Source organism: Kothea flammea, assembly GCF_052161645.1.
Lineage (GTDB): Bacteria > Planctomycetota > Planctomycetia > Pirellulales > Pirellulaceae > Laterigemmans.
This window is the reverse complement of the sequence record NZ_CP197414.1, coordinates 7,691,242-7,704,834: the sequence shown is the minus strand read 5'-3', so window position 1 is coordinate 7,704,834 and position 13,593 is coordinate 7,691,242. Positions and strand designations below refer to the sequence as shown.

The following is a 13,593-nucleotide window of genomic DNA, read 5'->3' as shown; positions in this document are numbered from 1 at the left end:
GGCTTTTTTTGTTTGGCCACATTCCGGGTGCGTCGGTGGTGGGTACATTGCTAGGTACGGTCGGTGTTCTTGGGGTTTTGGCCTATACCTTCCCCAACGCATATTACAGCTCCGAGGGTTTTCCCGGAGCAAATACTGCCAACTGCGGAAGGTGATCGCTTAAGGCGAAGGATTTATCATCCGCGATGTTGAGCCGAAAGGCTCCTTCAAATAGCGCTCTCGACTCAACGATTCGCTCGGCAATTGGGCCAGCCGCCATCACGTAATCGATTCGCCACTCTGGAGCGTCCGACCTGAATGTCGCTCCGACTCCCTTGCCCTTCTCGGCGAACGTATCGACCCAGCCGGCATCAACCCACAATTGGTATTCCTCCGTTTCAGGACCGTGGTTGAGATCGCCCATCAGGATCATCGAGCTGCCGGAATCGAAATCTAGCTTCATCGATTCGATCATCGCTCGAATTTCTTTCAAGCGGTTTGTGGGATCGGCGGCGGGATGCAGGTGAGCCACGTGGACGATCAATGGACTTGCGTTTGGCAAATTAATAATGGCGCGTCCCCAATGACGCGTGAAAAGCTCCTTGGGGTGATCACCATTGGTTGGCGCGTTCTGAGACTCCGCAATCTCAAACTTACTCAGCAGTGTGCCTGGCCAGTTACCGCCGCTTGGGAACCGAACGTGGTTCATTCCCAGCAGTTCAGCTACTTGTTTCGTAAGTGCTTCGTTCGGTGATTCCGAGAAGTTAATGATATCTGGTTCATGGAGTGCCAGCTCCATTGCCAACCGCTTTGCCATTTGGCTTTCTGAAACGGCTTTCTGCGCAAGCTTCTTTTGCCTCGGCCATCCGCTGAGGCCATAGATGTTGTATGCAATGACGCGCAACAGATCCGCCTTGCCTTCAGTGGCAAAAAGCCTTGTATTTGTCGCTGCAACCATGGTCGCGACTGTACCGCAAAATTGTCGTCGTGAAATCGTCATTTGCATCTCTGATGTTATTGCGACCCTGAATTCAACGTAGAACCGCTGTCCCCGTCTGTTTGCATTGTAGAACCGCTGTCCCCAGCTGTTTGCATTGTAGAACCGCTGTCCCCAGCTGTTTGGGACGCTGCAATCGATTGAGGACAATCGCTCTACATTGGAAAACCGTCGCCTCCAGCTGTTTGCAAACATTTAATCCCAATACACCCTTGTCGCAGCCCCCCATTCCCTGGATCTTCTCGCGAAAAAACGTATCATACTGACTTCCAAAAAAACAAGGAGCTCCAACTGGGCACTTCGACATCTACTGGATAACATACAAATCACTAAACGCGATGAAATTCGACTTGTGCAAACATTAAGACAAAGTTTTTGTTATGTCTCAAAGACACCTGATCGCCAAGTATGTTCCCCCGAAGACAACATCTCTCCTGTTCAACTTTGTGGGTGCAGTTTTGCTGGCAACGGCAGCCTTCGGCTTATTGCGATTCCTCATGAAAGGCAATTTCGTTGGGGCACAATGGATGTTTTATCCTATTTTGCTCGCAGTGGCATTAGCGATTAGCTCGATTTTTGATCTTTTAAGGCGTGCTCCCGTCGTTACCTTGTACGACAACGGAGTGAAGATTGGTGGGGGTTTCATGTCATGGTCGGCAATCGACGAAGTGAGATATCGTCGATATGAAAGCCGCTTCAAGCGGATAAAACACGAGTGGAACATAAGTGCAAATGGCAAGCAGCATTGTTTCAGCATGCTTGAGCCCCACACTCATATTGACCGGAAGGAACTGAATTCGGCCTTCGTCGGGAACGTCAAAAAATTTCGGGACTCGTCACGAATAATCTAAGTTCCGTAAATGGAATGCCAGCGCGTTTGCGGAAATTAGCAATCGGTGGCCGACCAGCCTTCGGCCTGCGGACCTCGACATAAGTCTTTCGGTTATATCAGCAGCCGTTGAGCGCCAGCTCACGGTTTCGCGGAACTGGACGCTATAGTATGCCGGCTGGTTTCGTTTTGCTTAATAACTCATGGGTAGGTGCTCAAGACGGCGGAGGCGATTGTTGAAACCAGATTGGGTTTACCGCCGGTGATTGTCGCTCGCTCACAAAAAAACTTCTCCCTTTTGAGAAATGTCGTCTGGATTCGGAAAAATTTTGGTACAAGCGATTTGTGTTCTGAGGTCAGTTCCTAGGTTCAAGCGACGGAGCGAATGACGATGGCGAAAACACGAATTCCCGTGAATGAGAATTGGCTTGCCGAGGAGAAGCGAACGCAAATGCTATCGCTTGCGGTCGCCGAACTCGCACTGGATCTCCGCACCATTAATGGTTTGGAAGATATTGGGGTGATTTACGTCCGCCAGCTGGTTAAATTGTCCCGCTTCGATCTTGCGGGTATCCAAAACTTCGGAGAGAAGAGCGTCGATCGTATCGTTCGCGTCTTGGCTGAATGCGGGTTGAGCATTCGCGACGAAGCAACGGCTTAAAGTCCCGCTAAGCTACGCTCGGCAAAGAAGTGTTGTCTTTGCTTCGCGAAAGCAGCGGCGTTTGTTCATGCTTTCGCGGAGCGAAAGGCGACTCTAGACAGAACTCCCCCTTTGATCGTTGCTAAATGAGGGGTGTTGCGATAAGATGGACCTGGTATTTCTGGTTAATCCTCACATGCCGGTAGGCCTATGGATCTTCGCAAATGGGTTCAGCAAACAGCCGAATATGGTTACAATTCGGTGGCTGGTGGATTGGGAATCGCTGGTGCGGGAGTGGGTTACGTTACGGAGTTAGTGGGTAATTTAAAAGTATTTGGCTCCACCACGATTTCTGATGCTGAGCAAAAGTATGATGAGCGTCATTACTTGCTTGTGCCTGACGCTCGCAGCGATGATGGTTATTCGCTGGTCGTCACCCGTTGTTTGCCTGATGGTGTGCCGCCGATCAATCAATTGCCAAAACGAAGAGTGCTGCACCTTCCGGCAATCGAAGCGGAAACGATGCTGCGGACTCTGCTAATTCGGCAGGCTCAGGCCGAGGAGTTGGATAAGCCCTCGCAGGGCAGATCGATGGGTGATCGAGCGCGAGAGCTGGCTGATTATATCGATGAGCTCGATGACCGTGTGTTCGGTGGTGTGCTTCTAATCGGCGGTCTCGTTGCAATCTTTAACCCGGTCGCAGGTGCCGCGATCGCAGCCAAATCGTTGATCCCTTCGCTTGGTATGTTGGCGTCAAAATACGGTTTACGAGTTGCTGAAGAATCGCTAAACCAGGCTGATGTAAAACGTCGAGTGAAGCAAGCCGAGAAGGAAGTGCTGAGTCAGTTCCGCGGCTCACAGACCAAAGCTCACGTTAATCAAGTCTTAGCGATTACAGATCGAGCGCTACGGACGAACGAGGAGGAGTTTGATCCACTGTTGGAGATGCATGCTATTTTGGAGTCAGGAGTGACAGCAGAGGAAAACCACATGCTGCGACTTGCCGGTGCGGCAGTGCTGGATGTTTTCGATACGGCGATTTGTCTGTCGAACGAAGCGACCAGAGCTGGTTTGGGGCCTGAAGATCTCCGATTTATGAAAGTACTTCAGAGTTTTGTTGGGGCGGAAGGGCGCGCCGACCAGGTTTGATTGCTAACTCCATTGATGAATGAGGACCAGATGCGGTTGTTTGTTATCAATAGATCGACCAGTTTTAGGAATGTGGGCCTGATTTGAAGACGTTTCTGGTTGTTGTGCATGATGTCACGCCACGATTCGCCGACAAGTTGTTTGTGATTTTTGAGTCACTTACCGATTTGCTGGGGTCGCGTTTTGCTTGTGCCGTCGTGCCGCAATGGCATGGCGAAGCCGAGACATACCGTCAGCATGAGACGAGCTTCTGGAAGTCTGTGGCGCGTTGTGACGAATTATTGGCGCATGGCTTGACGCACCAGCGGACCAAGCGACCCGGGATAGTATCGCGTTTGACGAATCAAGCAGACGAGTTTGGCGGATTAACGCTCGCCGAGATTCAGGCTCGCATTGATAAATCTCAGCACGATCTGTGGCGAATGTTTGGCGTACGAGTCACGGGGCTCGTCCCGCCAGCCTGGCAACTGCCGGTGAATTCGCAAGACCTGCGGGGCGTCACACATGTGTTGCGGTGGAGCCGACTGGAATCTCAACGGGGGGATGGTTTGTCAATTCCGCTGGCAACGTGGTCCTATGATTGGGGCCGTCTTGCTGTGCCTGGACGGGCCAGCCATGCGATGGCCGTGCTGATGAAAAAATGGCCAGGGCGCTCAACGGCAATTCCGACTGTTGTGATTCATCCGGCCGATCTGTCACGTGGATTCATGCCGCTCATTTTGTCCACAATTCGTGCGTTCATGGAAGCTGAGCTCGAACCGACAACTTCAGTGAGTCTGATAGATAGGATGCACGCGCGAATGGCGGACCCAGCATGAAGCCCATTGCCAATTGGATTATGCGGCGTCGCGCGCAGGGGCTGTTGAAGATCCTAGAACCTTACTTGCCCGCGGAGGGTCTGGCCGTCGATGTAGGCAGTGGTACTGGACATAATGCGGAAGTGCTCCGCAGAGCCACTTCCCTGCGAGTATGCGAATTTGACGTTGCCGATATTCATTGGGTTGGGCCGGGTCCGACTATCATGGTTGACGACAAGCTACCCTTGCACAGTGACTCGGTTGCTTGCGTTTTAATTTTATACGTCTTGCACTACTGTCCGGAGCCGGCGGCATTGTTGGCTGAGGCGGCGCGCGTTAGTCCAAACAGAGTGCTTGTCTTGCAAACCACTTATAAGAGTCCCTTGGCGATGCAGGTCTTGCGGGTTCAGGAGTTTTTCTTTGGTCGGTTTGGATACTACATGGCTCGGATCGCTGGTTTGGTCCCTGCCGGGACTTGTCCGCTGCAGCCCACACGTTACTTTAATCGTGATTCCTTGGAGTTTGTTTTTGCTAAAGGGGGATTGAGAATTTTGGAAAGAAACACATTTTCGCATCCCAGCTGGCCACTTCGCTGTGATCTCTACCAGTTGCGCAAAGGTTAGAGGATGGAGCCGATTCTGTTGTCTGTGATTATTCCGGCGCGCAACGAAGAGAGGTTGATCGAGGGAACGGTCCAGCAAGTACTGCGTGCGTGCCGAGCATTGGCCTTGGAGACTGGTTGCGCCGCGGATGTGAGCCGGCCAAATTGGGAATTGCTCGTGATTGACAACGCCAGCTCCGATCGCACGCGAGAGTGTTTGCAGCACTTGCATGATCGCAAGGAAATTACCATAGTGCCGTTGGAGACGCTGGGCGCTGCTCGGGCTCGCAACGCGGGGCGCCGTCACAGCAGCGGTCGGATCTTGGTTTTCATTGACGCGGACACAATCATTCCTGTTGATGCGCTGTGTCGCATCGTCGAGCGGTGTCGTGATCAAGAGTTGGTCGCTGGAATTACCTCATTGGCGCCATTGGAAAAGAGCGTGCGTGCTTGGATGTGGTGGCAGTTTTGGAATCAAGTGAGGCGTTTGCCTTTGTCGCGCGCCAAGGCGATGCCCGCACTGATGTTCTGTACCTCGACTGCGTTTGATACATTTGGTCCGTTCGATGAAGCTGTGGCGATCGGGGAGGAATGGCCAATCCTGGCAGGCTTATATCGCGAGCATCCCGAATATTTGATCTACGATCGTTCAATCGTGGCGAAGTCATCCAGTCGTCGGATGAATCACGGTCCGTTTGGGTATACGCGCACTTTGCTGAAATATGTGTGGGCGATTCTGCACTTTCAAGGTCGAGTTCACTATAGCGATTCTATTCGATGAATGGGGTCGTTTACGCAGTCGCTCGGTGTTTGGCATTGTGGCTCTCTTACATTCGCTTGAATTCTTTACAGAAGACGACCGTTGATGGCAGGGTCTGTTTTGTCAAAACGCGTCGTCGGATTACACGTTTTTTGATTCCTCCCGGAAACTTGTTAATGCGGATTACCGGTGGCCGCAGCGAAGTCCTTGGGGAGTCCGATTGGCGCGACTGGGAGTGGCGTGTTTCCAAGGCTGGTCCAAAGGCTCTGCTACACAAGGGCGACGGAGATAGTCTCGACACGCTGTTACGCTCCATGACTTGCGAACCGGCTGAGCGGTTGCTAGCTATTCGGCTTGCGCTGCGAGCTTTAGAGGCACTGCATCAACGGCAGGTAGCATGGGATGATGGTCAGGTGCGATCGCTCAGCCACGGGGACGCTACTTGCGGGAACGTAAGTGTGGACTTGCCCCAGCAGACTGCCACATGGTTTGACTTCGATACCCGGCATCGTCGTGAGATTTCTGAGCTGGACCGTTTTACCGACGACTACCGAGCACTCATCTTCTCGGCCGCATGCGTGCTTGACGAATCGTTGTATCCAAGCTTAGCCGAATTGTGCTGGGAGTGTATACCAAAGACGCAGGGTAAGCACTTTCAAGCTTTACTGGCCACTGCGGGACAACGCACGACACTGTTCGAGCTTGCTCAGGCGCCGTTGACACGCAAGCAGCTTTGTCGATTACTCGAGGCTCTATCAAGCCGACATCGAGAAGTTGCTCAAAAACGAGAGGGTTATTGGAATGAGAGCAAAGCGTCTGGTCGTTAAAGCTTGCGAGCTTTAATAATCGTGTTGAGTTTCTCCCAATCCGGAACGCCACGTCGCTGAGGCGTGGGTGCTGCCCAAGTAGACTCCCGACCAGCAACCTCGATGGTTTGATCGGGGCGGAATGTTAGAAATGTGAACAGGGGAGTGGTGTACGGTGCCATGCGGCCATACTGTTGGCCGACCCAGTAGTAGGAGGCACTGGGCCCCAAGTCGGTCAACCATCAATGACCTGTTTAATCAAGCGGACAAGTTGCTGGCGCCATTGCGAGACCCAGGGTATTCCTCGCTTGGAGGCTGCTCCATGTGTGACCGCTTCGCGGTCGGTCGTTTGCCTACGCTTGGGCTAAGAATAGACTGCCATAGACACGTTGCCCGATACGAAAGGGATCATAGACCCGCGTGCAGCATCTTGCATTAGCGAATCGATACGGAATCGGGTGCCAGGCAGTTCGAAAACGACGAGCTCTATGACTGAAAATTCGGACGGTAACAGTTATTTGGTGGCCGTGACCTGCAAATGACGTTGGAAAAATTTGCCGACACGAGACTCGTATTCATGCTGAGCAGTGGCATACAAATCGACATGAGCCGCGTCTTGGACGAGCCACAGGTCTTTCGGCTCGCGGGCGGATGAGAATAGCGAGCTTGCTTCCAGGGGAGTTGTGTGTTGGTCTGCGGTTCCGGAAATCACGAATACTGGACAACCAACATTGGCGATGTGATCGATTGGCCGAAGTTGCGATGGTGAAATTCCCAGTCGCGGCCGCAATTGAGCCAGCAGGAGAGCCGATGGGATGGTCGCGAGTGACCCCAATCTTGATTTGACCCGATTTTGGATTGCGACGGTAACGTCAGGAAACACCGATTCCAGCACCAAAGCATCGATAGATAATGGTGAGGCAAGTAAAGCTGCAGCACCACCCAGCGACACTCCAATGACACCAATGGGTTCGTGCGGATGCTCTCGCCGAGCATATTCCACTGCGGCCCGTACGTCGTGCTTTTCAAGATGCCCAACAGTGATGCAATCGCCGCTGCTTTCGCCATGTGCTTGCAGATCAATCAGCACCGTCGAATAGCCCAGGTTTTGGCAGAGGCGAGCGCGTTCGACCATCGCGAGTCGACAACTTCGGATGCCGTGCGCCATCACGATGACGCCGGCAGCGTGTTTTGAGCGGGTGTGCCAACCAGCCAACGTCGCTCCCGAGTCGCTGGGAATCGAAAAATTCGTCGCCGCTAGGTCCTGCGGTGCCGCGCCAACATGTCGTTCCGCGGGAGCGATCAAGGCGGTACCGACCCACCATGAAACAACCCCGCAACATGTCAGCGCGAGCAGTATCGCGATGGTCGCTAAGCGGCTGATGTGGCGTCGATTTAGCTTGGATGACATCGGATGCTTCTCAGCTCGGTCGTAATTCGTAAACGGGGTAAAACTTTATGCCAGTTTGGCCCCGTTGGGTATTTTCATGTCAGGAACTGCCAGGATGACGGAGCCATCTTCGCGGTAAAATCCGACGACTAGGAATTCCGACATCATGGTGGCAATCTGCTTCGGTGCAAAATTTACGACCCCGATAATCTGCCGGCCGAGCAATGCTTCTTTTTGGTAATTGATTGTAATCTGTGCGCTTGTTTTTTTAATACCTATGACGGGGCCGAAGTCGACTGTAATCTTGTAGGCCGGTCGACGCGCCTCGGGAAAATCCTCGGCGGCGATAATTGTGCCAGCGCGAAGATCGACATTTTCAAACTCTCGCCAGGTAATGATGCCGGTGTTTGATTTGGGAGAGTGCATGAGCTTTGCATTGGGAGGGGGTGATCAGATTGTAGATCGGTGAGGGGGTGGATGGCCGAATCGATCGTCGACCCTGTGGACTGCTATATTAGTGGCTCTGAATCACATTTGGGATCAACGAGTTCGAGATGAATTTGAATCTGTCACCTCAGACGCTCGAGATTGGGATCGTGCTAGCCGGTAAATTTGACGCAGCTGACCAGCGGGCTGCCAACGAAGCTGTGCGAGTTGTGCGGGATCGTCTGCAGGATTGGTTTCCGCAGTTTGTGTGGAAGCTGGAGTTGGCTAGGCGTCCCGACTGGGGGGGTGTCACAACTGCTGAACCGACCGATTGGCTGCTGCAAGCGGCAGAGGAGCGCGACGCAAACCGCTGGGATTTCGCGCTGGCGATCACCAATGTGGACCTGCAAGGGCATTATCGATCATTCGCCTACGCGGCTGTCAGTCGCTCCTTGGACGCTGCTGTCGTTTCGACTTTGCGGATTGACCCGGACCAGAGTGGAATGGAATTGGACTCTGGCGAGCGGGTGCATAAGATTGCTGGCCGTTTAGCCCGCTTGCTGTTGCACTCGGTGGGGCATCTGAACGGTCTTAAACGGCAAGCGGATCGCGAAAATTTAATGGCAGTGGGAATCACCGCAAGTGACTTTGACGGCCATTACGACCTCGACGAGGAGCAGCATGAACGGTTGACCAAAACCTTTGAGGAGGTTGCCGATGTTCGCTTGGAGGAGCACGGAGCGCAGAGGCGACAGAGCAGATTGCGTTTTATCTTGAAAGCCATCTGGTGGAACCGAAGCGATATTCTAAAGTCGATCGCCGGAGCTCGCCCTTGGGAGTTTCCCCGTCGACTTAGTCGCTTAACCACCGCAGCAGTCTCCACCCTGGCAATTCTCATGATGACTGCGGAAGCCTGGGATTTAGGGCTGTCTCAATCGGCATACCAACTGTTGCTGTTGGCATGCAGCGCGCTGCTGGCAACTAGTTGGTATGTGGCATATCGACAACAGTTATTGATCCACCGTTTTCATTTGCGGACTGAACAGACCGTTTCAACTCAAACCGCTTCTCTTGGTATCGTGGCAATGGGCATGGCGACGATGTGGCTGGTTCTTGCGATGCTAAGCATGATTTTCAGCGTGCTTCTTTTTGAGAATGAGTTGATTGCTCAGTGGGCCGGAGAGGATGGTATCGAGCAGCTTGTCGGTCAGTCCTCCCACGGCCGGGAGGCAATTTATCGACTTTATTTTCGCATGGCCTCATTCGTGGCCTCGATTGGAGTCTTGATTGGAGCGTTGGGAACGAGCTTTGAGAGCCAGCATCACTTCCGTCACATTGTTTTTGTGGACGAGGAAATCTAGACTTTTAAAGAAGACTACTTTGATCGGATTAATCCCTTTTCGCCATCTGATTTCACGGGGCGTTCGTTTCGTCAGCGATAGCTCGAATGATACGAATTAAATTTTCGGCTAGTGGCGAAGAGCTGCGGTTGCGAAGTTTGACGATTCCAGCATGAGTTGTCAGCGTCGGGGCATCGACAGATAAAATCGCCAAGCGTTGCTCGATCACCTCTTCTTTAATCGTGGCAGTTAGCGCTGCGCATACGGCGTCGCCTGATAAGACGATTCGTTTCAAAATCGAATAGCTTTCACATTGAATGTTGGGGACAAATCTTTTTTTGGCTTGTGAATTTTCCAACTCAGAAATCGCAGCTGCAAACCACTGAACTGCCCAGATCGGCATCCGCGGAGTGACTATTGGAAATTTGAGAAGGTCATGTTGTGTTACCTTGTTTTGAGTGGCGAGCGGATGTCCAAGTCTGCAAAACCAAACAAATTCTTCGATTGGGAGCGGTGTGCAATCAAATCTTTCGTCATTCTGCCACTCGGCGATATCCGCGACAAAAAAATCGATCTCATTGTCCAGCAGCCATTGAGATAATTGCTTCCAGTTATCGACTCGCACGTTGATCACCGTGTCAGGATGGGCTTCGGTAGCGATGGCTAAAGCTCGCGCAAGATATGGTTCCGACATAGCCGGTCCCACGCCAACTGTTACTGTGCCGATCTCTAGCCCACTATAAAGATCAACAGATCGACGAAGTTCAGTAACGTCAGTTAGAATTGTTTTGGTGCGTGCGATGACTTCGAGGCCGATCGTGGTGGGCGTGATCTGACTTCGAGATCGATCAAAGAGTATGACGCCCAGCTGCTTTTCTAGCCGTTGAATTGACTTGCTCAAAGCAGGCTGACTTCGCTTGACCGCGGCCGCTGCTCGTCCGAAGTGACGATGCTCATCTAGACTCAGTAAATTTTGTAAATCACGAAATTCAAACATGACGGCCTGTGTATTCCCTTTGTCGATGAATCGATTCGTTTAAATTATCGAGTGGTTCGCACATATTACCTCGGAGAATGTTGTTTCCGCGATGGATTATTCTATACTTGAGGATCGCGGTGCCTGTTTGAGCGCGTTGTTGTCGAATTGCGCGGGTCTTGGTGGGGCATTTTCTTTTGGGCTAAAGCTGGAGAGGGCTAGACATGATTTTCAGGGGTTTTAAGTACGTGGGGGCGGTGGTGCTTTTTTGCACTTTTCTTGGTTCAGCAGGGGTGAACGCTCAAGAAAAGCCCAATGTGTTGGTAATCTGGGGTGACGATATTGGCACCTGGAACATTAGTCACAACAACCGCGGAATGATGGGCTACCGGACGCCTAATATTGATCGTATCGCGAAGGCGGGCGTCGCTTTTACCGACTATTACGGCCAGCAAAGTTGCACGGCTGGACGCGCCGCATTCCTCAATGGATCGGTCCCCGTACGCACTGGAATGACAAAAGTCGGGATGCCAGCAGCCGAAGAGGGTTGGCAGGCAAGTGACGTCACGATTGCCGCGGTGATGAAGAGTTTGGGATATGCCACCGCGCAGTTTGGCAAGAATCACCAAGGTGACCGTGACGAGCATCTCCCGACAATGCACGGATTTGATGAGTTCTTCGGGAATCTTTACCATTTGAATGCAGAGGAAGAGCCAGAGAATCGGGACTATCCCGGCGATATGATTTTGGCGAACGGTAAGACATTTCGCGCTCAATTTGGCCCACGCGGTGTTTTGAAGTGTAAGTCGGATGGGAAAGGTGGCCAAACCATTGAAGATACCGGGCCGCTGACTAAAAAACGGATGGAAACGATCGATGAAGAGTCATTGGCAGCGGCCAAAGATTTCATCAAACGCAAGCATGAAGCTGGCGAGCCGTTTTTCTGCTGGTGGAATGCAACGCGAATGCACTTTCGCACGCACGTGAAGGAAGAGCACAAGGGGCTAAGCGGTCCGGGCGGCAATGAGTACCACGATGGCATGGTCGAGCATGACATCATGGTCGGCGAACTGCTCGATCTGTTAGACGAATTTGGGCTCGCGGAGAACACGATTGTTCAATATTCGACCGACAACGGCCCCCACTACAATACTTGGCCGGACGCTGGCACGACCCCTTTCCGGGGCGAAAAGAATTCAAACTGGGAAGGCGCCTACCGGGTGCCCTGTTTCGTGCGTTGGCCCGGCAAATTTCTCACCGGGGAAACACTCAACGGTATCGTTTCGCATGAAGATTGGTTACCAACCTTTGCCGCTGCTGGCGGAGCCCCTGACATCAAGGAGAAGCTTCTTGCAGGAGTGGAGCTGAATGGTCGGACCTATAAGAACCACATTGATGGTTACAATATGCTGGATTATCTCAGCGGTAAAGTTGAGAAATCGCCACGCAAAGAGTTCATCTATGTGAATGACGGTGGGGAAGTGGCCGCGATTCGTTTTGAGGATTGGAAAGCGGTTTATCTAGAGAATCGGGCCTATCAACTTCAAGTTTGGAGAGAGCCTTTCATCAATTTGAGGTTGCCGCTGCTGTTCAATCTGAGGCGGGATCCTTTCGAAAAAGCTCAGCATAACTCGAATACTTATCACGACTGGGTAATCGACCGGGCCTACGTGCTCGGTCCGATGCAAGTGGTGGCTAGCAGATTTTTGAACACGTTAAGGGAATATCCGCCTAGCCAGCAGCCGGGCGACTGGAGCTTGTCCACGCTTGAGAAGAAAATCAAGTCGATGACTATCGGCGGTAACTGATTGAGATTCTTGTTAAGGGCGCCCGTAGTGGGCGCCCTTTTTTTGCTTTTCTTCCGAGGCGTCACCCGTGCACAAGACACTTGTTCAGAGCAGTTTTCTGATTTTCATGCTTGCAGTCTGCCAATGTCATTCGGCTTGGACTGCTGATCCGTTGCCGTCTTGGAATGACATGGGTTCAAAGCAAGCAATAGTCGCGTTCGTGGAGCGAGTTACGACTGTCGGCTCGCCAGGTTACGTACCCATCAAGGAGCGTATTGCCACGTTTGATAACGATGGTTGCCTGTGGTCGGAAAAGCCTGTCTATTTCCAACTCTTCTTTGCGATTGATCGAGTTAAGGAACTTGCTCCCGCACATCCGGAATGGAAAATAGAACAACCGTTTAAGGCGGTGCTTGAGAATGACCTGGAGTCGTTGGCGTCGGCTGGTCAGGCGGGGTTAATGAAACTAGTCATGACGACTCACGCGGGTATGACAACCGAAGAATTCTCCGCGGTTGTGAAGGATTGGCTTCGAACCGCCGAGCATCCGCAGTTAAAACGACCCTACACTCAGTTGGTTTATCAACCGATGCTGGAGTTATTGGAATACCTGCGAGACAATGATTTTCAAACCTTTATTGTTTCTGGAGGGGGGATTGAGTTTCTACGAGTGTTCTCCGAGGAGGTTTATGGTATTCCAGCCTCGCAGGTCGTCGGGAGCAGCATCGTCACGGAGTACCAACTACGTGAGGGAAAGCCCGTCTTAGTCCGCTTACCTGAAATCGCTTTTATTGATGATAAGGAGGGTAAGCCGGTTGCTATTAATCAACACATTGGCCAACGTCCGATTTTTGCCGCGGGTAATTCGGACGGCGATTTTCAGATGTTGCAGTGGACGACCAGTGGTGATGGAAGTCGGTTCGCGATGCTTGTGCATCATGATGATCAAGTGCGCGAGTGGGCGTACGATCGTGATTCGGTCGTGGGTAAGCTCGACCGAGGCTTAGATGAGGCGGTCGGCTTGGGATGGAGGTTGGTTAGCATGAAAAAAGATTGGAAGGTAATCCATCCCCAACCGTAGGCGTGGCTAACGGTTACACTGCCATTGAATTGGAC

14 protein-coding genes are annotated in these 13,593 nt (G+C 52.2%); 10 read left to right on the top strand and 4 right to left on the bottom strand.

Features of this window, described 5'->3' with window-relative positions; genetic code table 11:
* Positions 1–103 precede the first annotated feature (103 nt).
* Positions 104–937, bottom strand: a complete 834-nt coding sequence (locus tag SH139x_RS28730; RefSeq protein ID WP_488356118.1) for an endonuclease/exonuclease/phosphatase family protein — start codon at positions 935–937, stop codon at positions 104–106.
* 419 nt (positions 938–1,356) lie between these two features.
* Here SH139x_RS28730 and SH139x_RS28725 point away from each other — a divergent pair, with 419 nt between their 5' ends.
* The 7 genes from SH139x_RS28725 (at position 1,357) to SH139x_RS28695 (ending at position 6,579) form a co-directional block, all read left to right on the top strand.
* A complete protein-coding gene (locus tag SH139x_RS28725) occupies positions 1,357–1,827 on the top strand; it encodes a hypothetical protein (RefSeq protein ID WP_488353153.1) in 471 nt (156 codons plus the stop codon).
* A 369-nt stretch (positions 1,828–2,196) separates the two neighbouring features.
* The gene (locus SH139x_RS28720; protein WP_488353152.1) at positions 2,197–2,466 is read left to right on the top strand and encodes a DNA-directed RNA polymerase subunit alpha C-terminal domain-containing protein; all 270 of its coding nucleotides are present in this window, start codon (positions 2,197–2,199) and stop codon (positions 2,464–2,466) included.
* Positions 2,467–2,655: 189 nt separating this feature from the next.
* Positions 2,656–3,594 carry a hypothetical protein gene (locus tag SH139x_RS28715; protein ID WP_488353150.1) on the top strand — a complete coding sequence of 313 codons (939 nt, stop codon included), beginning with the start codon at positions 2,656–2,658 and terminating at the stop codon, positions 3,592–3,594.
* Between the two features lie 83 nt (positions 3,595–3,677).
* Complete coding sequence (locus tag SH139x_RS28710) at positions 3,678–4,412, top strand: DUF2334 domain-containing protein (protein ID WP_488353149.1); 735 nt, start codon at positions 3,678–3,680, stop codon at positions 4,410–4,412.
* Positions 4,409–5,014: a class I SAM-dependent methyltransferase gene (locus tag SH139x_RS28705; RefSeq protein WP_488353148.1), complete on the top strand. Its 606-nt coding sequence runs from the start codon at positions 4,409–4,411 to the stop codon at positions 5,012–5,014. The genes SH139x_RS28710 and SH139x_RS28705 overlap by 4 nt, the downstream gene beginning before the upstream one ends.
* A 24-nt stretch (positions 5,015–5,038) precedes the next feature.
* On the top strand, positions 5,039–5,773 hold the full coding sequence (locus SH139x_RS28700) for a glycosyltransferase family A protein (RefSeq protein WP_488356117.1): 735 nt from the start codon (positions 5,039–5,041) through the stop codon (positions 5,771–5,773).
* On the top strand, positions 5,770–6,579 hold the full coding sequence (locus tag SH139x_RS28695; RefSeq protein WP_488353147.1) for a hypothetical protein: 810 nt from the start codon (positions 5,770–5,772) through the stop codon (positions 6,577–6,579). The genes SH139x_RS28700 and SH139x_RS28695 overlap by 4 nt, the downstream gene beginning before the upstream one ends.
* A 493-nt stretch (positions 6,580–7,072) precedes the next feature.
* Here SH139x_RS28695 and SH139x_RS28690 read toward each other — a convergent pair whose 3' ends face one another.
* Positions 7,073–7,969, bottom strand: a complete 897-nt coding sequence (locus SH139x_RS28690) for an alpha/beta hydrolase (protein ID WP_488353146.1) — start codon at positions 7,967–7,969, stop codon at positions 7,073–7,075.
* A gap of 45 nt (positions 7,970–8,014) precedes the next feature.
* The gene (locus SH139x_RS28685; RefSeq protein ID WP_488353145.1) at positions 8,015–8,374 is read right to left on the bottom strand and encodes a tRNA-binding protein; all 360 of its coding nucleotides are present in this window, start codon (positions 8,372–8,374) and stop codon (positions 8,015–8,017) included.
* Positions 8,375–8,502: 128 nt separating this feature from the next.
* On the opposite strand from SH139x_RS28685, the gene SH139x_RS28680 reads away from it, so the two are divergent.
* Entirely contained in the window at positions 8,503–9,735 is a 1,233-nt protein-coding gene (locus SH139x_RS28680; protein WP_488353144.1) for a hypothetical protein, read from the top strand.
* Positions 9,736–9,787: 52 nt separating this feature from the next.
* Here SH139x_RS28680 and SH139x_RS28675 read toward each other — a convergent pair whose 3' ends face one another.
* On the bottom strand, positions 9,788–10,711 hold the full coding sequence (locus SH139x_RS28675; RefSeq protein WP_488353143.1) for a LysR family transcriptional regulator: 924 nt from the start codon (positions 10,709–10,711) through the stop codon (positions 9,788–9,790).
* Positions 10,712–10,914: 203 nt separating this feature from the next.
* Between SH139x_RS28675 and SH139x_RS28670 the strand changes: the two genes are divergently transcribed.
* Positions 10,915–12,498 carry an arylsulfatase gene (locus SH139x_RS28670; protein WP_488353142.1) on the top strand — a complete coding sequence of 528 codons (1,584 nt, stop codon included), beginning with the start codon at positions 10,915–10,917 and terminating at the stop codon, positions 12,496–12,498.
* A 106-nt stretch (positions 12,499–12,604) separates the two neighbouring features.
* Positions 12,605–13,558, top strand: a complete 954-nt coding sequence (locus tag SH139x_RS28665) for an HAD family hydrolase (RefSeq protein ID WP_488356116.1) — start codon at positions 12,605–12,607, stop codon at positions 13,556–13,558.
* Positions 13,559–13,593 lie beyond the last annotated feature (35 nt).

Bases quoted from the DNA above. Each gene is read 5' to 3' on its own strand.
- SH139x_RS28690 (WP_488353146.1), bottom strand. From the start codon at position 7,969: ATGTCATCCAAGCTAAATCGACGCCACATCAGCCGCTTAGCGACCATC.
- SH139x_RS28715 (WP_488353150.1), top strand. From the start codon at position 2,656: ATGGATCTTCGCAAATGGGTTCAGCAAACAGCCGAATATGGTTACAAT.
- SH139x_RS28720 (WP_488353152.1), top strand. From the start codon at position 2,197: ATGGCGAAAACACGAATTCCCGTGAATGAGAATTGGCTTGCCGAGGAG.
- SH139x_RS28705 (WP_488353148.1), top strand. From the start codon at position 4,409: ATGAAGCCCATTGCCAATTGGATTATGCGGCGTCGCGCGCAGGGGCTG.
- SH139x_RS28725 (WP_488353153.1), top strand. From the start codon at position 1,357: ATGTCTCAAAGACACCTGATCGCCAAGTATGTTCCCCCGAAGACAACA.
- SH139x_RS28665 (WP_488356116.1), top strand. From the start codon at position 12,605: ATGCTTGCAGTCTGCCAATGTCATTCGGCTTGGACTGCTGATCCGTTG.
- SH139x_RS28685 (WP_488353145.1), bottom strand. From the start codon at position 8,374: ATGCACTCTCCCAAATCAAACACCGGCATCATTACCTGGCGAGAGTTT.
- SH139x_RS28675 (WP_488353143.1), bottom strand. From the start codon at position 10,711: ATGTTTGAATTTCGTGATTTACAAAATTTACTGAGTCTAGATGAGCAT.
- SH139x_RS28730 (WP_488356118.1), bottom strand. From the start codon at position 937: ATGGTTGCAGCGACAAATACAAGGCTTTTTGCCACTGAAGGCAAGGCG.
- SH139x_RS28695 (WP_488353147.1), top strand. From the start codon at position 5,770: ATGAATGGGGTCGTTTACGCAGTCGCTCGGTGTTTGGCATTGTGGCTC.
- SH139x_RS28670 (WP_488353142.1), top strand. From the start codon at position 10,915: ATGATTTTCAGGGGTTTTAAGTACGTGGGGGCGGTGGTGCTTTTTTGC.
- SH139x_RS28680 (WP_488353144.1), top strand. From the start codon at position 8,503: ATGAATTTGAATCTGTCACCTCAGACGCTCGAGATTGGGATCGTGCTA.